Here is a 24,796-nt window from a genome sequence, read left to right as displayed (position 1 = left end):
GATTCGGCGCTAAGTTTTGGATTCGCATTAGGAATCGCCGTATACCCTGCCCAGCCTGTGGATAACTTTGTTGAGAACTCGCCGCTCACCGGCCGCAACGCACGCGGGGCCGCGCTTTCCGCTGATTTTCGCCGCTTGTTGCGGTGCCCCGCGGAGCCTTATTCCATAAGGCTGCTATTCAAATTACCGAACCATAGCGAGGCAATTTGACCGACACAGGGCTCTACCGCGCTGCAACGAGGAAAATGTGTATAAGTCAAGTCTTGACAAGCACTGAATCGGCAACCGGTGCGGGGTTGCGCCCTGTTTAGCGCCGAAAACGAAACGCTGTCACCCCGCAGTGCAGCATGACAGCGCTTGCGTTCAGCCGGCGGCTCCGCTACGGATCGCGCGGCTGTGGTTATGCACCTCGTCGACGAGTTCGGCGACGTGATCGGGCGACGTGAATTGCGAAATACCGTGTCCGAGGTTGAATACATGGCCCGGATGGTTGCCGTAGCTGTCGAGCACCGCGCGCGCCTGCTCGCGCACCGCGGCGGGCGGCGCAAACAGGATCGTCGGGTCGAGGTTGCCCTGCAGCGCGACTCGCCCCGCGACGCGCTCGCGCGCGGCGCCGAGGTTGACCGTCCAGTCGAGTCCGACCGCGTCGACGCCGGTCGCCGCGATCTCCTCGAGCCACAGCCCGCCGCCCTTCGTGAACGTGATGACCGGCACGCGCTCGCCGTCATGCTCGCGCTTGAGCTGCGCCACCACGCGGCGGATGTAGTCCAGCGAGAAGCGCTGGTACGCGCCGTCCGCCAGCGCGCCGCCCCACGTATCGAAGATCATCACGGCCTGCGCGCCCGCTTCGATCTGCGCGTTCAGGTAAGCCGCCACGGCCTGCGCGTTCACGTCGAGGATCCGGTGCATCAGGTCGGGGCGCGAATACGCCATCGACTTCACGGTGCGGAAATCGTCCGATCCGCCGCCTTCGACCATGTAGCACGCGAGCGTCCACGGGCTGCCCGAAAAGCCGATCAGCGGCACGCGCTGGCGGCCCTGGCCGTCGGTGAGCGCGCGGCGGATCTCGCGCACCGCGCCCGTCACGTAGCCGAGCGTCTCTTCGATGTCCGGCACCGCGAGCCTCGCGACGTCGGCCTCGGTACGCACCGGATGCGCGAACTTCGGCCCTTCGCCGACCTGGAAGTCGAGGCCGAGGCCCATCGCGTCCGGAATCGTCAGGATGTCCGAGAACAGGATCGCGGCGTCGAGCGGAAAGCGCTCGAGCGGCTGCAGCGTCACTTCGGTCGCGTAGTCGGGATTCTTCGCGAGACCGAGGAAGCTGCCGGCGCGTGCGCGCGTCGCGTTGTATTCGGGCAGGTAGCGGCCGGCCTGGCGCATCAGCCAGATCGGCGTGTAGTCGGTCGGCTCGCGCAGAAGCGCACGCAGGAAGGTGTCGTTGAGCAGGGTATGGGCCACGGTAGGAGCGACGATGCGAAGGCAAAGCGGCATTTTACCGGACAGCCGCCGCAAGGCTGCGCATGCCGGCGCGATGGCGGCCATATGACGCGCGCGATGGCTCCGTTATGATCGGACGCTCATATCGAACGAAACGAAGGAGGAGACCGATGAAACCATTCGCCACGCTCGCCGCCGCCGCGTTGTTTTGCTGCGCCGCCGCGCACGCGCAGACCGCGGCGGGCGCAGCCGCCGCCGCACCGGGCGCCGGCTCGCGGCTCGACGACGTGCTCGCGCGCGGCACGCTGCGCGTCTGCACGACGGGCGACTACAAGCCGTATTCGTACTACCGTGCGGACGGCCGCTTCGAGGGCATCGACATCGACATGGCCGAATCGCTCGCGAAGTCGCTCGGCGTGAAGACCGACTACGTGAAGACGAGCTGGCCGAACCTGACCGGCGACTTCGTCGCGAAATGCGACATCGCGGTGGGCGGCGTCTCGACGACGCTCGAGCGCCAGAAGCGCGTGTTCTTCACGCAGCCGTACGTCGTGGACGGCAAGACGCCGATCGTGCGCTGCGCGGACGCCGACAAATACCAGACCGTCGCGCAGATCGACCGGCCGGAAACGCGCGTGATCGTGAACCCGGGCGGCACCAACGAGCGTTTCGCGAAGCAGTATTTCACGCACGCGAACCTCACGGTCTATCCGGACAACGTAACGATCTTCAAGCAAATCCTCGCGGGCAAGGCGGACGTGATGGTGACGGATGCGTCCGAGACGCTGCTGCAGCAAAAGCTGAATCCGGGCCTGTGCTCGGTGCATCCGAACAAGCCGTTCCAGTTCGGCGAGAAGGCGTACATGGTGCCGCGCGGCGACGTCGCGTTCCAGCAGTACGTGGACCAGTGGCTGCATCTCGCGCTGTCGACCGGCGAATACCAGGCGATTTCGGACAAATGGCTGAAGTAAGCGGGCTCGCACGCGGCGTCCCGCAGCGACTTTAGCGGGCACCGACCCCGCGGCCGCCGGCCGCGAAAATCGTTGGGCGGCGGCGGCCGAATCGCCGCCGTTACACTTCGACGCGCCGGCAAAATCGGCCCGATACCGGCGAACTGGCCGAACGGTCGACTTTCGCGCCGGCCAATCACGTTTCAAAATCTTTCTGACGAATGAATCGTCATGCGCGGCATCTGCCGAACCGCGCATTTTCTCGCGTGCAAATCGGCAATTCGTCGAGCCTGATACGCATGAAAAACGCATCGTGCGCACGCGCTGAAAACGCTGCGGAAAATATGGGTAAAAATGACCTTTTTCGGGCCCTCAAAAACAGCAAAAAATCCCGGAAAGCCTTATCTGGCGGGCGTTACAACCTGAAACACTTTGTTACCGCGAGGGGTCATTAATTCGCCCACAATGGCCTCAACGGTTTCAACACGGATGCGGTCTCGTGTGCCAAGTGTGAGCGGACGCGAAGCGCTGCGAGCCAGTCGGTCACGTACCGAAGCCCTTCCGAGGGGCATCCCTGTTGGAGTCGTTTCCGGCCCCCCGCCGGATTCGGTTTCATCTTTGGTCTCCTCGCGCTAACCCCGTAGCGTGTGGTTTTTAGCGGGCTAATAAGCCCGCTTTTTTTCGTCCATCGAAAACGCAACGGCCCGCAGGCCGCCGCATTTTTCCAGCGCGTTTTCCCTTCTTCATGCCGCGCTAAGCGGTCTTCTGCTCGTCGAGCTTCAGTTCCTCGATCATCCGGTCGCGCATCACGAACTTCTGCACCTTGCCCGTCACCGTCATCGGCAGCTCGTCGACGAAGCGGATGTAGCGCGGGATCTTGTAGTGCGCGATCTGCCCGTTGCAGAACGCACGCACGTCGTCCTCGGTCATCTGCTCGTCCGCGCGCAGCACGATCCACGCGCACAGCTCCTCGCCGTACTTCGCATCGGGTACACCGAATACCTGCGCGCTCTGAATCTTCGGATGCCGAAACAGGAATTCCTCGATCTCGCGCGGGTAGACGTTCTCGCCGCCGCGAATCACCATGTCCTTCAACCGGCCGACGATGTTGCAGTAACCGTCCGCGTCGAGCGTCGCGAGGTCGCCCGTATGCATCCAGCCGTCCACGAGCACCTCGCGCGTCTTCGTGTCGTCGTCCCAGTAGCCGAGCATCACCGAATAGCCCTTGGTGCACAGCTCGCCCGTTGCGCCGACCGGCACGATATCGCCACTCGGATCGACGATCTTCACTTCCAGGTGCGGCTGGATGCGGCCGACCGTCGTCGTGCGCTTCTCGAGCGGATCATCGGTCGAGCTCTGGAACGACACGGGGCTCGTCTCCGTCATCCCGTATGCGATCGTGATTTCGGACAGGTGCATCTGCGACACGACGCGCTTCATCGTCTCGATCGGGCACGGCGAGCCGGCCATGATCCCGGTGCGCAGCGTCGACAGGTCGAATTGCGCGAACGCCGGATGATCGAGCTCCTCGATGAACATCGTCGGCACGCCGTGCAGCGCGGTGCAGCGCTCTTCGGCCACCGCCGCGAGCGTCGCGACCGGGTCGAACGCTTCGCCCGGGAACACCATCGCCGCCCCCTTCGACACGCACGCGAGCACCGCGAGCACCATCCCGAAGCAGTGATACAGCGGCACCGGGATGCACAGTGTGTCCTGCTCGGTGAACCGCATCGCGGTCGCGATCGAGCGCCCGTTGTTGACGACGTTGCGATGCGTGAGCGTCGCGCCCTTCGGGCTGCCCGTCGTGCCGCTCGTGAACTGGATGTTGATCGGATCATGGGCCGAGAGCGTCGCGCCGATCGCATCGAGCAGCGCGGGATCGACGGCCTGGCGGCCGCGCGCCATCACGTCCGCGAAGCGGAACATGCCGGCCGGCGCGACGTCGCCCATCGACACGACCGTGCGCAGGCTCGGCACGCGCGCCGCATGCAGGTTGCCCGGCGTCGCGGTCGCGAGCTCCGGCGCGATGGTCTGCAGCATCTCGACGTACGCGGACGTCTTGAAGCGCTCGGCGGCGATCACGGCTTTACAGCCGACCTTGTTCAGCGCGTATTCGAGCTCCGCGAGCCGGTAGGCAGGATTGATGTTGACGAGCACCGCGCCGATCCGCGCGGTCGCGAACTGCGTGAGCAGCCATTCGCTGCGGTTCGGCGACCAGATGCCGACGCGATCGCCCTTCACGATGCCGAGCGAGGCGAGCCCGGCCGCCAGCACGTCAACCTCGTTCGCGAACTCGCGCCAGGTCCAGCGCACCTGCTGCTCGCGGAACACGACGGCCGGACGATCGGGAAAGCGGCCGGCCGTGTCGAGCAGGAACCGCCCGATCGTCGCTTCGGAGAGCGGCACGTCGGTCGTGCCGCGCACGTACGACAATCCGTTTTCGGGCGCGATCAGCGCCCCCACGCCAAGGTCTGCTGCCATGAATGTCTCCGTCCGTTTTTGTCTGACCGGCCCGACATGCGGCTCACGCGTGTCTGCTCCGCCGCCGTCGCGACGGATAGCCTCTGAGCGGATGATGCCGTGCGCGGCTGACGACACTCTGACATCGAATCGCGACGGACGGGTGAAATAGCACGACCGGACGGTATGATCCGACCCGTAAAAACAGATGAAACGACGGACGAAAAAAAAGCAGCCCGAAGGCTGCTTTCTTTCGCGGGATACGCGGCGCGGCTCAGTGCCGGCTGCGGATCTTCGCCAGACGCTGGATCGCTTCGAGCTGCGCCATCGCGGTCGCGAGCTCGGATTGCGCCTTCGCGAGGTCGAGATCCGACTTCGCGTTCTGCAGCGTTTCCTCGGCACGCTTGCGTGCTTCCTCGGCTTTCGCCGCGTCGAGGTCCTTGCCGCGGATCGCGGTGTCGGCGAGCACCGTCACGGCACCCGGCTGCACTTCGAGAATGCCGCCCGCGACGAACACGAATTCGTCGTTGCCGCCCTCGACTTCGATGCGCACCGCACCCGGACGAATCCGCGTGATCAGCGGCGTGTGACCCGGCAGAATGCCCAGCTCACCCGTTTCGCCCGGCAGCGCGACGAATTTCGCCTCGCCCGAGAAGATCTGCTCTTCCGCGCTGACGACGTCTACTTTGATGGTTGCCATATCGACTCCTGTCGATCGGAACGAGCGCTTCAGCGCCGGCTCCGATCCCATGCACGGCGGGTTGAGCGTATTACGTGAGCGCCTGTCCGCGAACGGATACCATCAAGGTATCCCTCACGGACGTAGCGGCGCCCGCTGCGTTACGCCTGACCCTTACGAGATCTTCTTGGCCTTTTCGAAGGCTTCGTCGATCGTGCCGACCATGTAGAACGCCTGTTCCGGCAGGTGGTCGCACTCGCCGTCGACGATCATCTTGAAGCCACGGATCGTTTCCTTCAGCGGCACGTACTTGCCCGGCGAGCCCGTGAACACTTCAGCGACGTGGAACGGCTGCGACAGGAAACGCTGGATCTTACGCGCACGTGCGACCGACAGCTTGTCTTCCGGCGACAGTTCGTCCATGCCCAGAATCGCGATGATGTCGCGCAGTTCCTTGTAGCGCTGCAGCGTCTGCTGAACGCGACGGGTGATCGAGTAGTGCTCTTCACCGATCACGTTCGGGTCGATCTGGCGCGACGTCGAGTCGAGCGGGTCGACCGCCGGGTAGATACCCAGCGAAGCGATGTCACGCGACAGAACGACGGTTGCGTCCAGGTGGCCGAAGGTCGTGGCCGGCGACGGGTCGGTCAAGTCGTCCGCAGGGACGTACACGGCCTGGACCGACGTAATCGAGCCCTTCTTGGTCGACGTGATGCGCTCTTGCAGCTTGCCCATTTCTTCAGCCAGCGTCGGCTGATAGCCCACTGCCGACGGCATACGGCCGAGCAGTGCCGACACTTCGGTACCGGCCAGCGTGAAACGGTAGATGTTGTCGACGAAGAACAGCACGTCGAGGCCTTCGTCACGGAAGTGCTCGGCCATCGTCAGGCCGGTCAGCGCGACGCGCAGACGGTTGCCCGGCGGCTCGTTCATCTGGCCGTACACCAGCGCGACCTTGTCGAGAACGTTCGAGTCCTTCATTTCGTGGTAGAAGTCGTTCCCTTCACGGGTACGCTCGCCCACGCCCGCGAACACGGAGTAACCGCCGTGTTCCTTCGCGATGTTGTTGATGAGCTCCATCATGTTGACGGTCTTGCCCACGCCAGCACCGCCGAACAGGCCGACCTTGCCGCCCTTTGCGAACGGGCAGATCAGGTCGATAACCTTGATACCCGTTTCGAGCAGTTCGGTCGACGGCGACAGTTCGTCGAACGCCGGAGCCTTCTGGTGGATCGAACGCGTATGTTCGCTTTCGATCGGGCCGGCTTCGTCGATCGGACGGCCGAGGACGTCCATGATACGACCGAGGGTCGGCTTGCCGACCGGCACCGAAATCGGCTTGCTCGTGTTCTTCACGGTCAGGCCGCGGCGCAGGCCGTCGGATGCACCCAGACAAATGGTACGGACCACGCCGTCGCCCAGCTGTTGCTGGACTTCGAGCGTCAGTTCCGAGCCATCGAGAATGAGCGCGTCGTAGATCTTCGGCATGCTGTCGCGCGGGAATTCCACGTCGATAACGGCGCCGATGCACTGTACGATCTTGCCTTCTACCAAAGCAGCAGTACTCATCGCTTTTCCTTTAAATACCTGATTCTTTACTCGCGCAAAGGCGCAGTTGTCGTCCGTGGCGCGCGCTTAAACAGCGGCTGCGCCGCCGACGATCTCCGACAGTTCTTTCGTGATCGCGGCCTGGCGGCTCTTGTTGTATACGAGCTGCAGTTCGCTGATCACCGTCTTCGCGTTGTCGGACGCGGCCTTCATCGCGACCATGCGCGCCGATTGCTCGGACGCCATGTTTTCCGCGACGGCCTGGTACACCAGCGCCTCGACGTAACGCACGAGCAGTTCGTCGACGACTGCCTGCGCGTCCGGCTCGTAGATGTAGTCCCACGACGTGGCCGGCGTACCGTCATCGGCTTCGAAGTGTTCCGACGACAGCGGCAGCAACTGCTCGATCACGGCTTCCTGCTTCATCGTGTTGACGAAGCGCGTGTAAGCGATATAAACCGCCGACAGCTTGCCTTCCGAGTACAGATCGAGCTGCGTCTTCACGGCGCCGATCAGCTTGTCCAGATGCGGGGTGTCGCCGAGGTGCACGACCTGCGACATCACCTTCGCGCCGAAGCGGTTCAGGAACCCGAGGCCCTTGCTACCGATCGCGGTAGCTTCGACCTTCTGGCCCTTCTCTTCCAGCTCCTTGAACTTCTGAACCGTCGCACGCAGCACGTTGGTGTTCAGACCGCCGCACAGACCCTTGTCCGTCGTAACGAGAATGATGCCGGCCGTGTTCGCACCTTCGTTCGCCACCATGAACGGGTGACGGTACTCCGGGTTCGCACGGCTCATGTGCGCGGCGATGGCACGGACCTTGTCCGCATAAGGACGAGCGGCGCGCATGCGTTCCTGCGCGCGACGCATCTTCGATGCGGCCACCATCTCCATCGCCTTCGTGATCTTGCGCGTGTTCTGCACGCTCTTGATCTTCCCGCGAATTTCCTTCATTCCAGCCATAGCTTGCTCCTTTGCGCCCCGAGTTAGCGCTTTAGCGCTTTACTCGGGGCTCATGCATCGCTCACCGAAGCGGCGCGGGCGCATCAGCACCCGCGCGGCCTCAGTGTGTCACTCGCGGATCAATAGGCACCGGACTTCTTGAAGGATTCGATCGCCGAGCGCAGTGCGCCTTCGTCGTCCTTCGAGAGATCCTTGGTGTCTTCGATGCGCTTGATGAGGTCAGCGTGGCTGGTCTTCAGGTTTTCGCGCAGGCCCTTCTCGAACGACAGCACTTGCTTTACGTCGAGGTCGTCGAGGTAGCCGTTGTTCGCGGCGTACAGCGACACGGCCAGTTCCCAGACCTGCAGCGGCTGGTACTGCGGCTGCTTCAGCAGTTCCGTCACGCGGCGGCCGCGCTCGAGCTGCTTGCGGGTCGCTTCGTCGAGGTCCGATGCGAACTGCGCGAATGCCGCCAGTTCACGGTACTGCGCGAGGTCGGTACGGATACCGCCCGACAGCTTCTTCACGACCTTCGTCTGAGCGGCGCCACCGACGCGCGACACCGACACGCCGGCGTTGATTGCCGGGCGGATGCCTGCGTTGAACAGGTCGGTTTCCAGGAAGATCTGGCCGTCGGTAATCGAGATCACGTTCGTCGGAACGAACGCGGTCACGTCGCCAGCCTGCGTTTCGATGACCGGCAGTGCCGTCAGCGAGCCGCTCTTGCCCTTCACTTCGCCGTTCGTGAACTTCTCGACGTACTCTTCCGACACGCGAGCCGCACGCTCGAGCAGACGCGAGTGCAGATAGAACACGTCACCCGGGTACGCTTCACGGCCCGGCGGGCGGCGCAGCAGCAGCGAGATCTGACGGTATGCCCAAGCCTGCTTGGTCAAGTCGTCATAGATGATCAGCGCGTCCTGGCCGCGATCGCGGAAGTATTCGCCCATCGTGCAGCCGGCGTACGGTGCGAGGTACTGCATCGCTGCCGAATCCGAAGCCGAAGCGGCGACGACGATCGTGTATTCCATCGCGCCCGTTTCTTCGAGCTTGCGAACCACGTTCATGATCGACGAAGCCTTCTGGCCGATCGCGACGTAGATACAGATCAGGTCCTTGCCCTTCTGGTTGATGATCGCGTCGAGCGCCACCGCGGTCTTGCCGCACTGACGGTCGCCGATGATCAGCTCACGCTGGCCACGGCCGATCGGCACCATCGCGTCGATCGACTTGATGCCCGTCTGCACCGGCTGCGACACCGACTTACGCCAGATCACGCCCGGGGCGATCTTTTCGATCGCGTCGGTCAGCTTCGCGTTGACCGGGCCCTTGCCGTCGATCGGGTTGCCGAGCGCATCGACCACGCGGCCGACGAGTTCCGGGCCAACCGGGACTTCGAGAATGCGGCCCGTCGTCTTGACGATGTCGCCTTCCGAGATGTGTTCGTATTCGCCGAGAATCACCGCGCCGACCGAGTCGCGCTCGAGGTTCAGCGCGAGGCCGAACGTGTTGCCCGGAAATTCGAGCATTTCGCCCTGCATCACGTCCGACAGGCCGTGGATACGCACGATACCGTCGGTCACGGAGATCACGGTGCCCTGGTTGCGAACGTCTGCGCTCGCTTCAAGGCCCTGGATCCGGCTCTTGATCAGCTCGCTGATCTCAGAGGGATTGAGTTGCATTATTCGCTCCTGATAGTCAATTCTGTTGCGTGCCGGCGTGGCGCTCAGGCGGTCAAGGCAGCCTGCATCGATGCGAGGCGCGCGCGAACCGAGGTGTCGAGCACTTCGTCGCCGACCGTCACGCGCACGCCGCCGATCAGCGACGAATCGACTTCGACCGTCGGTTTCAGCTTGCGCTTGAACTTGCGTTCGAGGCCCGAGACGAGACTGTCGAGATCCGCGCCGTTCAGCGGGAACGCGCTCACGATCTCGGCGTCGGCTGCACCTTCACGTTCGTTCTTGAGCGCCTCGAACTGCTCGGCAATTTCCGGCAGCAGCGCGATGCGATGATTGTCGACCAGCATCTGCACGAAGTTCTTCGCTTCGGCGCCGGCCGCGAGCGGCGACTTCGCAGCAGCAAGCAGCAACTCGGCTACTTGCGTGCGCGTCACCTTCGGGCTCGACGCGACCGACAGCACTTCCGGCAGACGCGCAACCTGGGCCAGCTCTTGCACGAGCGTGGACCAGGCGGCGATGTCACCGCCCTCGGCCACGCGGAACAGCGCTTCTGCGTAAGGGCGGGCGATGGTTGCAAGTTCGGCCATGATCAGAGCTCGGCTTTCAGTTGATTCAGCAGTTGGGCGTGGGCCGTTTGATCGACTTCGCGCTTCAGGATCTGCTCGGCGCCCTTCACGGCCAGCGTAGCGACTTCGCCACGCAGCGCTTCGCGCGCCTTCACGATTTGCTGTTCTGCTTCCGCCTTCGCCTGGGCGACGATGCGGGCGGCTTCAGCCTGGGCGTTGGCCTTGATTTCCTCGGCGACCGCCTGGGCACGCTTTTCAGCGTCGGCGATGCGCTGCTGGCCGTCATTGCGGGCCTGCGCGAGTTCCTGGTCCACGCGCTTGTGCGCTGCGTCGAGTTCTGCCTTGCCCTTCTCGGCGGCGGCGAGGCCGTCGGCGATCTTCTTCGAACGTTCGTCGAGGGCGTTGATCAACGGCGGCCACACGAACTTCATCGTGAACCACGCGAGGACCAGGAACACGACCATTTGCGCAAACAGAGTTGCGTTGAGATTCACGGTGTTTCCTTATCTGCTATTCCGGAAAAATGAAACGGTAAGGCGCTCATCGAGTTGCATTCGATCAGCGCCCCAAGTCTCCGTTCCGCCCTGCGCCGGCTCACGCCGGACGCATATTTCCGAGGAACCTTAGCCTGCGACGAGCTTCGACAGGAGCGGGTTCGCGAACGCGAACAGCATTGCAACACCCACGCCGATCAGGAATGCCGCGTCGATCAGACCAGCCAGCAGGAACATCTTCGTTTGCAGCGGGTTGATGAGTTCCGGCTGACGTGCGCAGGCTTCGATGTACTTACCACCCATCAGCGCGATACCGATACAGGCGCCGATTGCACCCAGGCCGATGATGATGCCGATACCGATGGCGGTCAGACCCTGGATGTTGGCGATGTAAGCTTGCATGATCACTCCTTTGTGAAAAGACTTGGAACTGAGATTTAAAAAACTAAAACGGAAACTCTTTTTTGCACGCCGCGCTTAGTGCTTGTCGTGCGCCTGGCCGAGATACACCAGCGTCAGCATCATGAAAATGAATGCCTGCAACAGAACAATCAGGATGTGGAAGATTGCCCAGACGCTGCCCGCGATCACGTGGCCAACGAAGCCGAGGAACGTTGCGTCGCCACCGAAGCTCCACATGCTGCCGAGCAGGGCGATCAACAGGAACAACAGCTCACCCGCGTACATGTTGCCGAACAGCCGCATACCGAGGGAGACGGTCTTGGCGAGATATTCGACGATGTTGAGCGCGAGGTTAGGGATCCACAGCAGCGGGTGGGCGCCGAACGGTGCCGACAGCAGCTCATGCACAAAGCCGCCCGCGCCCTTGATCTTGATGCTGTAGTAGATCATCAGGACGAACACGCCGAGCGCGATGCCGAGCGTGCCGTTCAGGTCGGCCGTCGGGACGATGCGATGGTGGGAAATCACGTCCGACAGACCGAGCAGGCCGATCACGCGGCCCGGCAGGTCGACCGGGAGGAAGTCGAGGGAGTTCATCAGCGCGACCCACACGAACACCGTGAGCGCGAGCGGAGCGATGAAGGTACGATTGCCGTGAACGATGGCCTTCGATTGGTCTTCGACCATCTCGACGAGCATCTCGATCGCGCACTGGAAACGGCCCGGCACGCCCGACGTCGCCTTGCGGGCAGCCAGACGCAGCAAGACGATCGTCACGATGCCGCAAACGATCGACCAGAACAGCGTGTCGAGATTCCAGACGTGGATGTCGAAAATCGACGTCTGATGCGAGGTGGAGAAATTCTGCAAGTGGTGCGCAATGTACTCGGACGGATCCGGACCGCGCGTGCCTTCGCTAGCTGCCATATCGTTAATGCCACCCAAATTGTCGAAAATCGTTTTGCCCGTTCCGCAACACGCTATTGCGGGAACGGGCCGGTGCGGTTCGTTGTCGAAACCGCACGCTGCTTGTTCCTTACCGCCAGGCCAGCGCGATCCAGTACGTCTTCAGCACGACGAGGTACGTGACGAGGAACGGCACCCAGTGCACGCCGGCCCAGCCGAACGCCACTGCAGTGAACATCCCGATCGTCAGAGCGAGCTTCAGGGCTTCGCCCATCACCCAGCTCATCACGGTGGCCGAACCACCTGCCTTCAGTCGTGCCACGAATACCGCACTTGGCACCCAGCCGATCGCTCCGCCCAGAAACGCGGATTGCGCAGCGGCGCCCGGCGACTTCGAAAACAGCCACCACGCCAGCGTTGCAACCAGGGACAGAACCACTTGCGCGAATACCACCTTATAGGGGGTCACGCGCGAGGGCTTGCTCACGTTCGGGCCGAACAGCTTTTCGGCTTCTGCCCGCGTGAGCGGAACGATGTTGTTATCTTGCTGCTCGGCATCCCAGTCATCGTCGGATTCGCGCCGCTCGCCGGCCGCCGAAGCGGTGCGTTGCGTGCGCTGATCATCGTGCCTGTCGTCCGGCGCCTGACCCGCCATCGCAATCTTCCGCAAAATCCTTGAACCCGGCCCCAAGCTTTCTGAAAGCTTTCAGGGGTGCCTAGCTAACAAATCCGGGCGATTGTAAGCGATAGTTGCAAGTGATTCAAGGCTTTAGACGCGACAAAAACCTGCGTAAAACGACGCCTCATCATGTGAAAAAACACGCGATTCGACGACGTACGATGACAGTTGTAAGGTCGCTTTTTTGCACCGGTATTTCTTGCTCGAAAAAACCCGGCGACGAGGAAATGGCAAGGAAACGAGGCCCGATGCGGGTGCCGGCGGGACGGCACGAACGCCGTCCAGAATCCACGCCGTGACGCGGCCCCGGGCTCGCGCCCGGCACGACGCAGCGGACAGGCAAAACCCTGTGACCACCCAGCAGCACCGGATGCACGAAATCGGGGCCGACGTCGACGCGTCGGATCATCCAATCAGTTGTCATGCCACCACAGGCAATCGACTGTGAATTGCCGGACTTATCAACAGCCCCGCAACCAGCGCGAATACTGTGCACCCGCCCCGCCACCCGAATCGCACGGCTGTGCCGCGCGCAGCCGCGTCACTCAACCATGAACGAGCAGCCACGCGCCGACCGCCGCGCTGGCGAGTGCGAACGGAATCGAGACCAGATGGAACGGCAGCCACATGCGCGGCTCCTTCGCGAGACGCACCGCGATCAGGTTCGCAAGCGAGCCGATCGCGAAGCCGAAGCCGCCGACCGATACGCCGAACGCGAGCGCACGCCAGTCATGCGTGAATTCCGACAACAGGATCGCGGCCGGTACATTGCTGATGACCTGTGACAACAGCGCGCCGGCCGCGTAGACGCGCAGCGGCGAATCGAGCTGCGCGTTCGCAATCGTGTCGTGCACGACGGGCAGCGCAGCCGCGGTACGCAGCACGACGAACATCAGTACGAAGATCAGCAGCAGCAGCCAGTCGATCTTCAGGACTGCGTCGCGTTTGACGGCAAGCAGCACGATGGCGACACCGACGAGACCAGGCAGCGGATGATGCGCATCGGCGAGCAGCACGAACGCGGCGAACAGCACCGCCGCGATCAGCGCGTGCATGCGTTGCACGGGCAGCGCAGTGGCATCACCGGACAAGTCGAGCGGCTTTGCGCGAAACGCGCATGCGGTCAGCACGAGCAGCAGCGCCATCAGCGCGATCGCGAGCGGCCCGAGCGTGACGACGAAGCGGCCGAACGACACGCCGCTCAATTGCCACAGGAAAAGATTCTGGGGATTGCCGAGCGGCGTCGCGACGGACCCCGCGTTGACCGCCAGCGCGACGACGATCACGAGCCGCCGGAACGGCAGTGGCGTCAGCGCACGCAACGAGACCATCAAAGGCACGACGACGAACAGCGCGACGTCGTTGGTGAGCCACATCGACAACAACGCGGCGAACCCCACGAGCAACAACGCGAGCCCGCGTTCGGAATGCACGTGATGCACGATGCGGTGTGCGAGCCACATCAGGCAGCCGGACAACTCGAGCGCCTTGGTCAGCATCAGCAGGCCCGCCAGCGTCGCGACCGTCTGCCAGTCGACACGACCGGCCAACACGGAAAATGGTTGCGGACGCACCCATTGCAGCACGATCAGGCCAAGGACAAGAACCGACAGCACCGGCTCCTGCGCAAGCCATCCCAACCACCGGCGCGGCGTCGGCGCGCCCGTCTTCTCCATCGGCACCGCGTTACTCTTCGGTCGCGACGTTACCGCGCAGCCGCACGAGAATGCCCTCGAGCGCGTCGAGGTTGCCGAAGTCGATCGTGACCTGCCCTCGCCCGCGGCGGCCGAGCTTGATCTTCACCGTCGACGCGAGCAGGTCGGACAACTCCTCCTCGAGACGGCGCGTATCGCGGCCGCCGTCGTCCTTCGCGCGCGCCTTCACGGCCGGCGCTTCCTTCGTCGTGTGCGAGACGAGTTTCTCGGTCTCCCGCACCGACATGCGCTTGTTGACGACCTGATGAGCGAGCGTGATCTGCGTGGCCGCATCGACGGCGAGCAGCGCGCGCGCATGCCCCATGTCGAGATCACCGGCCAGCAGCATCGTCTGCACCGGCGAAGCCAGGTTCAGCAGGCGCAGCAGGTTCGACACCGCACTGCGCGAACGGCCGACCGATTCGGCCGCCTGTTCGTGCGTGAAACCGAACTCGTCGAGCAGGCGCTGGATACCGTGCGCCTCTTCAAGCGGGTTCAGATCCTCGCGCTGGATGTTCTCGATCAGCGCCATCGCCGCGGCGGCCTGGTCGGACACATCCTTCACGAGCACCGGCACTTCATCAAGGCCCGCCAGGCGCGCCGCGCGGAAACGGCGCTCGCCCGCGATGATCTCATATTTGTCTGATGAAATGGGCCGTACCAGGATCGGCTGCATCACGCCCTGTGCGCGAATGCTCGCCGCGAGCTCCTGCAGGCTGCCTTCGTCCATCCGCGTCCGCGGCTGGTACTTGCCGGCCTGCAGCTTGCCGAGCGCGAGCGTGTTCGGTGCCCCTTCGATCTTCACCGCTTCGGTGATATCGGCACTGCCGCCGAGCAGCGCTTCGAGGCCACGTCCCAAGCCCTTCTTCTTTGGTACCGCGTTCATGTCTTTCTTCCTCGCTTCGCTCATGTCCGGATCACGACACCTCGAACGCGCGAACGCGGTCGATCATCTCGGCACCGAACTGGAGATACGCTTGCGCACCGCGCGAGCTGCGGTCGAACACGACGCCCGGCAGCCCGTAACTCGGCGCTTCCGCCAGGCGCACGTTGCGCGGAATCACCGCGTCGAACACCTTGTCGCCGAAGTGCGCTTTCAGTTGATCGGAGACTTGCTGCTGCAGCGTGATGCGCGGATCGAACATCACACGCAGCAAGCCGATGATCTTCAGGTCGCGGTTCATGTTCGCGTGAACCTGCTTGATCGTGTTGACGAGGTCCGACAACCCCTCCAGTGCGAAGTACTCGCACTGCATGGGGATCACGACGCCATGCGCCGCGCACAAGCCGTTCAGCGTCAGCAGCGACAGCGTCGGCGGGCAATCGATCAGCACGAAATCGTAGTCGTCGGCCACCTGCTCGAGCGCGGCCTTCAGCCGACGCTCGCGGTTGTCGATGCTGATCAGTTCGATCTCGGCACCGGACAGTTCGCGGTTCGCGGGCAGCACGTCGTAGGTGACGCCGTCCGGCCGGATGCGCGCGTCGGTCACCGACACGCCGTCGACCAGCACCTCGTACACGGTCGCTTCGCAAGCAGCCTTGTCGATCCCGCTGCCCATCGTCGCGTTACCCTGCGGGTCGAGATCGATCAGCAGGACTCGTTGCTCCTGCGCTGCAAGGCTTGCGGCGAGATTGACCGATGTCGTCGTCTTGCCGACGCCCCCCTTCTGGTTCGCAACGCAGAAGATCTTTGCCATCGTTGGTGTGTTCCCTTTACCTTCAAACAAACGGCGCGCCATCGCGCGCCGGCCCTTCAATTCGCTTCGTCGACGGCCACTTCGATCAGATGCCGTTCGGCATCGAGCAGCGGCACCGCCAGCCGTATCGTCTGCTTCACGCGGCTGCCTTCCGGCAACCGCGCAATCTCGTCGTCCGGATGAACACCCTTCATTGCCCAGATCGATCCGCCCGGCGCAACCAGGTGACGAGCAAGTTTAACGAAGTCGGACAGGTCCGCGAAAGCGCGGGAGACGATCATGTCGAATTTTTCCGGCACTTCGACACCCGGCTGCAGCGATTCGACCCGCCCCGTGACCACCGACAGGTTCGCGAGCTTCAGCTCCGCACGCATCTGGGTCTGGAATGCAGACTTCTTCTGCACGATATCGTTCAGCGTGATCTGCCAATCCGGCTCGACGATCGCCAGCACGATACCGGGCAACCCGCCGCCCGAACCGACGTCGAGCACGCGGGCCGATGCACGGCCACGCAGATGCGGAACGATGGAAAGCGAATCGAGGATGTGCTGGATCAGCATCTGCTTCGGGTCGCGGATCGCGGTCAGGTTGTAGACCGCGTTCCACTTGCCGAGCAGCGCGACGTAGTCGAGCAGCTGGTTGCGCTGTGCATCCGTCAGCGTGAGGCCGAGCGCCGTCGTGCCTTCGACGAGCATCTGTTCCAGTACGTCCCGATTAACCGCCGGCGCGCGACGCGCCGTCATTGTTGCGTCGGGACGGCGCCGTCCCCCTGCTCCGCTGCCGCTTCGGCCGCGCCATTCCGACGGCCCAGGCCGCGACGCTTCAGGTGCACCATCAGCAGCGAGATTGCCGCCGGCGTGACACCCGAGATGCGCGACGCCTGCCCGATCGTTTCCGGCCGGAACTCGTTGAGCTTCTGGCTCACCTCGAACGACAGGCCGCGGACTTCGCGGTAATCGATACCGTCGGGCAGACGCGTGTTCTCGTTCGCATCGTTGCGTTCGATTTCCGATGCCTGCCGCTCGATGTAGCCCTGATACTTGATGCCGATCTCGACCTGCTCCTTGATCTGCTCGAGCAGCACCGGATCGTCGGCCAGCGGCTCTGCGGGGCCGCACTCGCCGCCCTTCAGTCCGCACACACCGTCGTAGCTGATACCCGGACGGCGCAGCAGTTCGGCGAGGCTGTATTCGTGGTCGATCGCCTTGCCGAGGAGCGCGGTCGCCTCTTCCGGCGGCAACGTCTTCGGCGTGACCCACGTCGACTTCAGGCGTTCGGTTTCACGTGAAACAGCGTCGCGCTTCCGGCTGAATGCATCCCAGCGCGCGTCGTCGACGAGCCCCAATTCGCGGCCGATCTCGGTCAAGCGCATGTCGGCATTGTCTTCACGCAGGCTGAGGCGATACTCGGCGCGGCTCGTGAACATCCGGTACGGCTCGGCCACCCCGCGCGTCACGAGATCGTCGACCAGCACGCCAAGATAGGCCTGGTCACGGCGCGGGCACCATGCGTCCTTCTCCTGCACGTAGCGGCCGGCGTTGAGACCGGCCAGCAGCCCCTGCGCGGCCGCTTCTTCATAGCCCGTCGTCCCGTTGATCTGTCCCGCAAAGAACAGCCCGTTGATCGCCTTCGTTTCGAGCGACGCCTTCAGCGCACGCGGGTCGAAGTAGTCGTACTCGATCGCGTAGCCGGGGCGCAGGATATGCGCGTTCTCAAGGCCGCGCATCGAGTGCACGAGCTCGAGCTGGACGTCGAACGGCAGGCTCGTCGAGATCCCGTTCGGGTAGAACTCGTTGGTCGTCAGCCCTTCCGGCTCCAGGAAGATCTGGTGCGATTCCTTAGAAGCGAAACGGTGAATCTTGTCCTCGATCGACGGGCAATAGCGCGGCCCGACGCCTTCGATCACGCCTGTATACATAGGCGAACGGTCGAGGCCACCACGAATGATGTCGTGCGTGCGCTCGTTCGTATGCGTGACCCAGCACGGCAGTTGCCGCGGATGCTGCTCCGCACGGCCCAGGAACGAGAAAACGGGGATCGGATCGAGATCACCCGGCTGTTCATCCAGCTGCGAGAAGTCGATCGAGCGACCATCGATACGCGGCGGCGTACCGGTCTTCAGGCGGCCCTGCGGCAGCTTCAGCTCCTTCAGGCGCGACGACAGCGACACGGCCGCCGGATCGCCCGCGCGGCCACCCGTATAGTTGTTCAGGCCGACGTGAATCTTGCCGTCGAGGAACGTACCGGCGGTCAGCACGACCGCACGCGCACGGAAGCGGATGCCGATCTGCGTGACGGCGCCCACCACGCGGTCGCCTTCGACCATCAGGTCGTCGACGGCCTGCTGGAACAGCCACAGGTTCGGCTGATTCTCGAGCCGGTGGCGAATCGCGGCCTTGTACAGGATGCGATCGGCCTGCGCACGCGTCGCGCGCACGGCCGGCCCCTTCGACGAATTGAGGATCCGGAACTGAATACCGCTCTCGTCGGTCGCGGCTGCCATTGCGCCGCCCAGCGCATCGACTTCCTTGACCAGATGGCCCTTGCCAATGCCGCCGATCGACGGATTGCAGCTCATCTGCCCAAGCGTTTCGATGTTGTGGGTCAGCAGTAATGTCTTTGCGCCCATGCGGGCGGACGCCAGCGCGGCTTCCGTGCCGGCATGACCGCCACCGACGACGATGACGTCAAATTCTGTGGGAAAAAGCATGGTGGATTCCGTACGCAGGACGGCGCACGAACCTATCTGAGAAATGTATGGGCCGAATTATAGCGGGTTCGCTTTTCACCCGAAGGCCGTCCGAATGGTAGGGTCTGTGCATTTCGGCGATTTTTCTGTGCTCGGACGCCGAATCCGTGGCGCAGAGCCCGCTCCGGCAACGCTTCCGGCCCGCCGGCAGCACATCGTTACGCTTGTGCAAAAAATTCGCTTGCCGGGAAATTTCACGTGGAACACAAACCCGTTCGATACCTGTGCCCCGCACGGCAATCTGGACGGAACACCCTGTGCGACCGCGCCCACCCTCTCCCTCACAGAATTTCGGTCGGTTCGCCCGACACTTATCCCCTGTGACCCGGCACAACATCCCCAGTGTGTGGAACAGGCGGCAGCCACCCGCGAACGATGCTCCGGATCGTCATCCGCTCGCACAGAGCTTCCGACTGTTTCCGCGGCACTTATCCCCCGGTTACTAGCCGTCGTGTGCCGGGGTCGCATCTCACCCAAAAACAAAAACGGCGTGTTTCACGTGAAACACGCCGCCCGTTTCCCGCCCACCACGCCACCGATCAGGCCGTTTTCTTCGCCAACCCGAGGTACGTCTCGATCACGCGCGGATTCTGCGCGAGGTCGGCCGCCGGCCCTTCCAGCGCAAATTCGCCTGTCTCCAGCACATACCCGTAATCGGAGATCTGCAGGGCAGCCCGTGCATTCTGCTCGATCAGCAGCGTCGCCACGCCCGTACCGCGCAACGCGCTGATGATATGAAAAATCTCCTTCACGATCAGCGGCGCCAGCCCGAGGCTGGGCTCGTCGAGCATCAGCAGATCGGGCTTGCCCATCAGCGCGCGCCCAACCGCAAGCATCTGCCGCTCGCCGCCGGAGAGCGTGCCGGCCGCCTGCTTGCGGCGCTCCTTCAGCCGCGGAAACAGGGCGAACACATGATCGAGCTGGTCGAGAAAGTTCGCTTCACCGGCCTGCTTGCGCCGATACGCGCCCAATACGAGGTTGTCTTCGACCGTCATCGTGCTGAACAGCTCACGCTTCTCCGGTACGAGGCACATCCCGCGTGCGACGCGCTGCTCGACCGGCAATGCACCGACGTCATGACCGCGGTACACGATCGCACCCGATGCATGCCCGGTCACCGGCAGCGCGCCCATGATCGCGTTCAGCAGCGTCGATTTGCCGGCGCCGTTCGGGCCGATCACGCTGACGATCTGCCCCGCGCCAACCTTGATCGCCGCGCCGTGCAGCGCCTCCACCTTCCCGTACCGGACCGCCAGCCCGCGCACTTCGAGAATCGGCATCGTCGTGTCCGTCATCACTCCACCCCGCCCAGATACGCTTCCAGCACCGCCGGATCCTGCTGCACGTCCTGCGGCAGTCCTTCCGCGATCCGCGTGCCGAACTCCATCACCACCAAACGATCGGTGAGATTCATCACGAAATCCATGTCGTGTTCCACGAGCAACACGCTCATGCCTTCCGCCTTCAGCCGCCGCAACAGATCGGCGAGTTGCTGCTTCTCCTGGTAACGCAGCCCGGCGGCCGGCTCGTCGAGCAGCAGCAGCGTCGGATCGCAGCACAGCGCCCGCGCGATTTCCAGAATCCGCTGCTGCCCCAGCGCAAGACTGCCCGCTTCGTCGTACATGTGTTTTTCAAGCCCGACGCGGCGGATCTGGCGTGCGGCCTCAGCCAGCAACTGCGCTTCCTCATGGGCATTGAGCCGCGCGACGCTGCGCCACACGCCCGTACGGCCACGCAGGTGCGCACCGATCGCGACGTTCTCGAGCACCGTCATCGCCGGCAACAGCTTCACGTGCTGGAACGTGCGGCCGATGCCGCGGCGGACGATCTGGCGCGATGTGAGCCCGTCGATACGCTCGCCACGGAACGTGATCGTGCCGCCGGTCGGCTTCAGCACACCCGTCACGAGGTTGAACGTGGTCGACTTGCCGGCGCCGTTCGGGCCGATCAGCCCGATGATCTGCCCCGCTTTCACGTCGAAGCTGACGTCGTTGACGGCCACGAGCCCGCCGAACTGCTTGCGCGCGTTGTCGACGACGAGCAGCGGCTCGCCGGCCGTCGGCTTCGCGCGCTGCGGCAACGGATCGGCGTGCTCGGGCACATGCGCGCGCGGCCCGCGCGGGAACAGCCTCGCGACGAACGGCCACACGCCCTGGCGCGCGTACTGCAGCAGCAGCACCATCAGCACGCCGAACACGATGATCTCGAAGTTGCCTTCCGAGCCGAGCAGCTTCGGCAGCAGCGTCTGCAGATAGTCCTGCAGCACGGTCAGGATCGCCGCGCCGAGCACCGCGCCCCACACGTGCGACACGCCGCCGACCACGGCCATGAACAGGAACTCGATCCCGTGGTTCAGCCCGAACGGCGTCGGGTTCACCGCGCGCTGCAGGTGCGCGTACAGGAAGCCCGACACGGCCGCGAGCACGGCCGCATAAACGAAGATCACGACGCGCATCCACGCGGTGTTCACGCCCATCGCCTCGGCCATCACGCCGCCGCCGCGCAGCGCGCGGATCGCACGGCCCGGGCGGCTGTTCAGCAGGTTCTGCACCGACACGATCGCGGCCAGCACGACGGCCCAGATCAGGAAATACAGGCTGCGCCCGCTGCCAAGCTCGATGCCGAACAGGTTCAGCGCCGGAATCCCGTTGATGCCGTCGTACTTGCCGAGCAGTTCGAGGTTGCCGAACAGGTAGAACAGCGCGAGGCCCCACGCAATCGTGCCGAGCGGCAGGAAGTGGCCGGACAGCCGCATCGTGACCGCGCCGAGCACGAGCGCGACGAGCGCCGTCAGTACGACGCCGACGATCAGCGCGAGCCACGGCGACACGCCGTAGCGCGTCGTCAGGAACGCGGTCGCATAGGCGCCGATGCCGACGAACGCGGCCTGCCCGAAGCTCGTCATCCCGCCGACGCCCGTCAGCAGCACGAGCCCGATCGCGACGATCGCGTAGAGGCCGATGTAGTTCAGCAGCGTGATCCAGTATTCGGGCACCTGCAGCGCACCAGGCAGCACCGGCAGCGCGAACAGCACCACGAGAAACACCCAGAAGGTCTTGTTGCGTACCATCGTCTTCATCGTGTCACTCCTCTTCCTCTTCCGCGTGCGGCGTCGCGAAACTCCGCCACAGCAGCACCGGAATGATCAGCGTGAACACGATCACCTCCTTGTACGCGCTCGCCCAGAACGACGAATACGATTCGAGCACGCCGACGAGCAGCGAGCCGGCGGCAGCAAGCGGATAACTGACGAGGCCGCCGATGATCGCGCCGACGAAACCCTTCAGGCCGATCAGGAAGCCCGAGTCGTAGTAGATCGTCGTCAGCGGGCCGACGAGGATCCCGGACAGCACGCCGAGCCCCGCCGCGAACGTGAACGCGAGCCGCCCTGCCTCGGTCGTGCCGATGCCGACGAGCCGCGCGCCGAGCCGGTTCACCGACGTCGCGCGCAGCGCCTTGCCGGCGATCGTGCGGCCGAAGTACACGTAGAGCGCGCCGATCAGCACGAGTGCCGTCACGACGACCAGGATGCTCTGCACCGACACGGTCATGCTGCCGATCGCGAGCGACGCATCCGAGAACCCGTTGGTGCGCGAGCCTTCCGCGCCGAACATCACGAGCCCGAGGCCGACCATCGCGAAGTGGACGGCGACCGACACGATCAGCAGCAGCAGCGTCGTGCCTTCGGCGATCGGCTGGTACACGAGCCGGTAGACGAACGGCCCCATCGGCACGACGATCGCAAGCGTCAGCGCGATCTGCGCGAGCATCGGCAGCGGCTGCGCGGCAAAGCTGCGCGTGATCGCGAACACCGCGAGCGGCAGCAGGATGTAGCGGCTGCCGAGTGTCGCGAGTGTGCGGCCGAGCTGATGGCGCCGTTCGCGATGCCGGATCAGGCCGCCGACTTCGAGCAGGAAGCACGCGATGCCCATCACGAACAGCAACCAGCAGGTGGCGGGAAATTTCTGCGCCTGCAACGCGGCAAGCGTCAGCGCACCGTAGGCGACGAATTCGCCCTGGGGAATGAAGATCACCCGCGTGACGGAAAATACCAGCACGAGCGCCAGCGACAGCAATGCATATATGGCGCCGGTCGTGATGCCGTCTTGCGCGAGGATCGCTGCAATCGAGAGATCCATACGTTTCGTGTATCGAGAATGCTGCGGAGAAACGAAAGACGGAAACGGCCGGGGCGCGCGGACGGCAAGACCGGTGCGCAGGCACCCGGCGACGGGCCCCGGCGGTTCCAGGCGGCACGAGCGCGACCCGTCGGGCCCCGCCCCCTGCCGACGGCACGCACGGCGCCGTTCGCGCCGCGCACGCCGGTTTCACGTGATGCTTACTCGGCCTGCAGCTTCCACTTGCCGTCGACGATCTGCACCATCACGCGCGCACGCGTATCGAAGCCGTTGTGATCGGTCGGCGTCATGTTGATCACGCCGTGCGACACGGGCAGGTCCTTCACGCTTTCGAGCGACGCGCGCAGCGCTTCGCGGAACGCCTCGGTGCCCGGCTGGCCCTTCTTCAGCGCTTCCGGAATCGCGCGCTGCAGCAGCAGCCCCGCATCCCACGCATGGCCGCCGAACGTCGCCAGCGAGCCCGCGCCGTAGGCCTTCTCGTACGCGGCCTTGTACCCGAGCGCCGGTTTCTTCACCGGATTCGAATCGGGCAGCTGGTCGGTCACGAGCACCGGGCCGGCCGGCAGGATCTCGCCTTCACAGTCCTTGCCGCACACACGCAGGAAGTCGTTGTTCGCGACGCCGTGCGTCTGGTACACCTTGCCCTTGTAGCCGCGCTCCTTCAGCGTCTTCGCCGGCAGCGCCGCCGGCGTGCCCGAGCCGGCGATCAGCACCGCATCGGGATTCGAGCCCATCAGTTTCAGCACCTGCCCCATCACCGACGCGTCGGTCCGGTTGAAGCGCTCGTTCGACACGACCTTCAGGCCGTTCTTCGCGGCCGCCGCGTTGAACGTGTTGTACCAGCTGTCGCCGTATGCATCGGCGAAGCCGATGAAGCCGACCGTCTTCACGCCGTGCTTCGCCATGTAGCCGGCGATCGCGTCGGCCATCAGCTGGTCGTTCTGCGGCACCTTGAACATCCAGGCGCGCTTCGCATCCATCGGCGAGATGATCTGCGCGCTCGCCGCGAGCGAGATCGTCGGCGTCTTGCCCTGCGACACGGGATCGAGCATCGCGAGCGAGTTCGGCGTGACGGACGAACCGATGATCGCGTCGACGTGATCCTCGTCGATCAGCTTCCGCACGTTCTGCACCGCGCGGCTCGTGTCGGATGCGTCGTCGAGCACGATGTACTGCACGCTCTTGCCCGCGATTTCCTTCGGCAGCAGCGCGATCGTGTTCTTTTCCGGAATCCCGAGCGACGCGGCCGGGCCGGTGGCCGACAGCGTCACGCCGATCTTCACCTGCGCCGACGCCGTGGCGGCCGCGCACACGAGGCCCGCGGCAAGCAGAACTTCCATCCATCGATTCATCTTCATTTATGTCGTCTCCAAACGCTGCTCGAAAAAGCCTCGGGTCGCTCGGGCGGCTCCCGGTCTCCAAACAAGTTAATAATTTAACTATCTCGCCTTGCCCCGCCTACACTCGTTTTCCCGTGACACGCCGGCGCCGCCATCGAGCCCCGGCGATACCGCACATGCACGCGCCGCGGCGCGTGCCGATACGGTCGTTCGGCCGCCACGATGCGCGGCGGCAATGTCGTCAGGATGAAGGGAACGGAGAAAAGCGGCGCTGCGCGAAACGCGATCGATGCGGGCGCAACGATCGCCGGAAGGTCGGCCGGCCGGGCCTGATACGGCTCCACGCGCGGGCAATGCGGGATCGGAAAAACGGGCGTTCATGCGAATGCGAACGACACATCGGATGCGAACGCAACGACCGGACACACCATCGTG

At 64.1% G+C, this 24,796-nt stretch carries 21 protein-coding genes; 1 reads left to right on the top strand and 20 read right to left on the bottom strand.

The genetic code is table 11. The features are described from left to right. Positions 1 to 363: 363 nt before the first annotated feature. A complete protein-coding gene (gene hemE / locus L810_RS21750; protein ID WP_034195829.1) occupies positions 364 to 1,458 on the bottom strand; it encodes a uroporphyrinogen decarboxylase in 1,095 nt (364 codons plus the stop codon). Positions 1,459 to 1,607: 149 nt separating this feature from the next. On the opposite strand from hemE, the gene L810_RS21745 reads away from it, so the two are divergent. After that, on the top strand, positions 1,608 to 2,408 hold the full coding sequence (locus tag L810_RS21745) for a transporter substrate-binding domain-containing protein (protein WP_021160448.1): 801 nt from the start codon (positions 1,608 to 1,610) through the stop codon (positions 2,406 to 2,408). Between the two features lie 732 nt (positions 2,409 to 3,140). Here the strand turns inward: L810_RS21745 and L810_RS21740 are convergent. The 19 genes from L810_RS21740 to L810_RS21650 all read right to left on the bottom strand — a co-directional run bounded on the left by L810_RS21740 (position 3,141) and on the right by L810_RS21650 (position 24,379). Further along, entirely contained in the window at positions 3,141 to 4,868 is a 1,728-nt protein-coding gene (locus tag L810_RS21740) for an AMP-binding protein (protein WP_021160447.1), read from the bottom strand. A gap of 253 nt (positions 4,869 to 5,121) precedes the next feature. After that, positions 5,122 to 5,547 (bottom strand): F0F1 ATP synthase subunit epsilon, encoded by a 426-nt coding sequence (locus tag L810_RS21735; RefSeq protein ID WP_006477288.1) that lies wholly within the window; start codon positions 5,545 to 5,547, stop codon positions 5,122 to 5,124. Between the two features lie 153 nt (positions 5,548 to 5,700). After that, complete coding sequence (atpD, locus tag L810_RS21730; protein ID WP_021160446.1) at positions 5,701 to 7,095, bottom strand: F0F1 ATP synthase subunit beta; 1,395 nt, start codon at positions 7,093 to 7,095, stop codon at positions 5,701 to 5,703. 66 nt (positions 7,096 to 7,161) lie between these two features. Continuing rightward, entirely contained in the window at positions 7,162 to 8,037 is an 876-nt protein-coding gene (gene atpG, locus L810_RS21725; RefSeq protein ID WP_021160445.1) for a F0F1 ATP synthase subunit gamma, read from the bottom strand. Positions 8,038 to 8,156: 119 nt separating this feature from the next. After that, on the bottom strand, positions 8,157 to 9,698 hold the full coding sequence (gene atpA / locus L810_RS21720; protein WP_021160444.1) for a F0F1 ATP synthase subunit alpha: 1,542 nt from the start codon (positions 9,696 to 9,698) through the stop codon (positions 8,157 to 8,159). 44 nt (positions 9,699 to 9,742) lie between these two features. Next, complete coding sequence (locus L810_RS21715) at positions 9,743 to 10,282, bottom strand: F0F1 ATP synthase subunit delta (protein WP_006482713.1); 540 nt, start codon at positions 10,280 to 10,282, stop codon at positions 9,743 to 9,745. A gap of 2 nt (positions 10,283 to 10,284) precedes the next feature. Continuing rightward, positions 10,285 to 10,755, bottom strand: a complete 471-nt coding sequence (locus L810_RS21710; RefSeq protein WP_021160443.1) for a F0F1 ATP synthase subunit B — start codon at positions 10,753 to 10,755, stop codon at positions 10,285 to 10,287. A 129-nt stretch (positions 10,756 to 10,884) separates the two neighbouring features. After that, positions 10,885 to 11,157, bottom strand: a complete 273-nt coding sequence (gene atpE / locus L810_RS21705; protein ID WP_021160442.1) for a F0F1 ATP synthase subunit C — start codon at positions 11,155 to 11,157, stop codon at positions 10,885 to 10,887. Between the two features lie 75 nt (positions 11,158 to 11,232). Continuing rightward, positions 11,233 to 12,084: a F0F1 ATP synthase subunit A gene (atpB, locus tag L810_RS21700; protein ID WP_012492242.1), complete on the bottom strand. Its 852-nt coding sequence runs from the start codon at positions 12,082 to 12,084 to the stop codon at positions 11,233 to 11,235. A 109-nt stretch (positions 12,085 to 12,193) separates the two neighbouring features. Next, positions 12,194 to 12,718 (bottom strand): ATP synthase subunit I, encoded by a 525-nt coding sequence (locus L810_RS21695; protein ID WP_021160441.1) that lies wholly within the window; start codon positions 12,716 to 12,718, stop codon positions 12,194 to 12,196. Between the two features lie 569 nt (positions 12,719 to 13,287). Next, on the bottom strand, positions 13,288 to 14,418 hold the full coding sequence (locus L810_RS21690; protein WP_042975633.1) for an SLC13 family permease: 1,131 nt from the start codon (positions 14,416 to 14,418) through the stop codon (positions 13,288 to 13,290). A 10-nt stretch (positions 14,419 to 14,428) separates the two neighbouring features. Next, on the bottom strand, positions 14,429 to 15,322 hold the full coding sequence (locus tag L810_RS21685; RefSeq protein WP_021160439.1) for a ParB/RepB/Spo0J family partition protein: 894 nt from the start codon (positions 15,320 to 15,322) through the stop codon (positions 14,429 to 14,431). A 31-nt stretch (positions 15,323 to 15,353) separates the two neighbouring features. Further along, complete coding sequence (locus tag L810_RS21680; RefSeq protein WP_042975632.1) at positions 15,354 to 16,133, bottom strand: ParA family protein; 780 nt, start codon at positions 16,131 to 16,133, stop codon at positions 15,354 to 15,356. Positions 16,134 to 16,189: 56 nt separating this feature from the next. Beyond that, positions 16,190 to 16,876, bottom strand: coding sequence for a 16S rRNA (guanine(527)-N(7))-methyltransferase RsmG (rsmG, locus tag L810_RS21675; RefSeq protein WP_042975631.1), 687 nt, complete (start codon positions 16,874 to 16,876; stop codon positions 16,190 to 16,192). Next, positions 16,873 to 18,843, bottom strand: coding sequence for a tRNA uridine-5-carboxymethylaminomethyl(34) synthesis enzyme MnmG (gene mnmG, locus L810_RS21670; protein WP_021160436.1), 1,971 nt, complete (start codon positions 18,841 to 18,843; stop codon positions 16,873 to 16,875). The genes rsmG and mnmG overlap by 4 nt, the downstream gene beginning before the upstream one ends. A gap of 578 nt (positions 18,844 to 19,421) precedes the next feature. Then, positions 19,422 to 20,177, bottom strand: coding sequence for an ABC transporter ATP-binding protein (locus L810_RS21665; protein WP_021160435.1), 756 nt, complete (start codon positions 20,175 to 20,177; stop codon positions 19,422 to 19,424). Further along, complete coding sequence (locus L810_RS21660; protein ID WP_021160434.1) at positions 20,177 to 21,961, bottom strand: branched-chain amino acid ABC transporter ATP-binding protein/permease; 1,785 nt, start codon at positions 21,959 to 21,961, stop codon at positions 20,177 to 20,179. The genes L810_RS21665 and L810_RS21660 overlap by 1 nt, the downstream gene beginning before the upstream one ends. 4 nt (positions 21,962 to 21,965) lie before the next feature. Next, entirely contained in the window at positions 21,966 to 23,021 is a 1,056-nt protein-coding gene (locus tag L810_RS21655) for a branched-chain amino acid ABC transporter permease (protein ID WP_021160433.1), read from the bottom strand. A gap of 200 nt (positions 23,022 to 23,221) precedes the next feature. After that, positions 23,222 to 24,379, bottom strand: a complete 1,158-nt coding sequence (locus L810_RS21650) for an ABC transporter substrate-binding protein (protein WP_021160432.1) — start codon at positions 24,377 to 24,379, stop codon at positions 23,222 to 23,224. Between the last annotated feature and the right edge of the window lie 417 nt (positions 24,380 to 24,796).

Source organism: Burkholderia sp. AU4i, from assembly GCF_000466765.1.
Taxonomy (GTDB): Bacteria; Pseudomonadota; Gammaproteobacteria; order Burkholderiales; family Burkholderiaceae; genus Burkholderia; species Burkholderia cepacia.
Note: the sequence above shows the minus strand (reverse complement) of the source record. Positions and strands in the feature narration are given on the sequence as shown.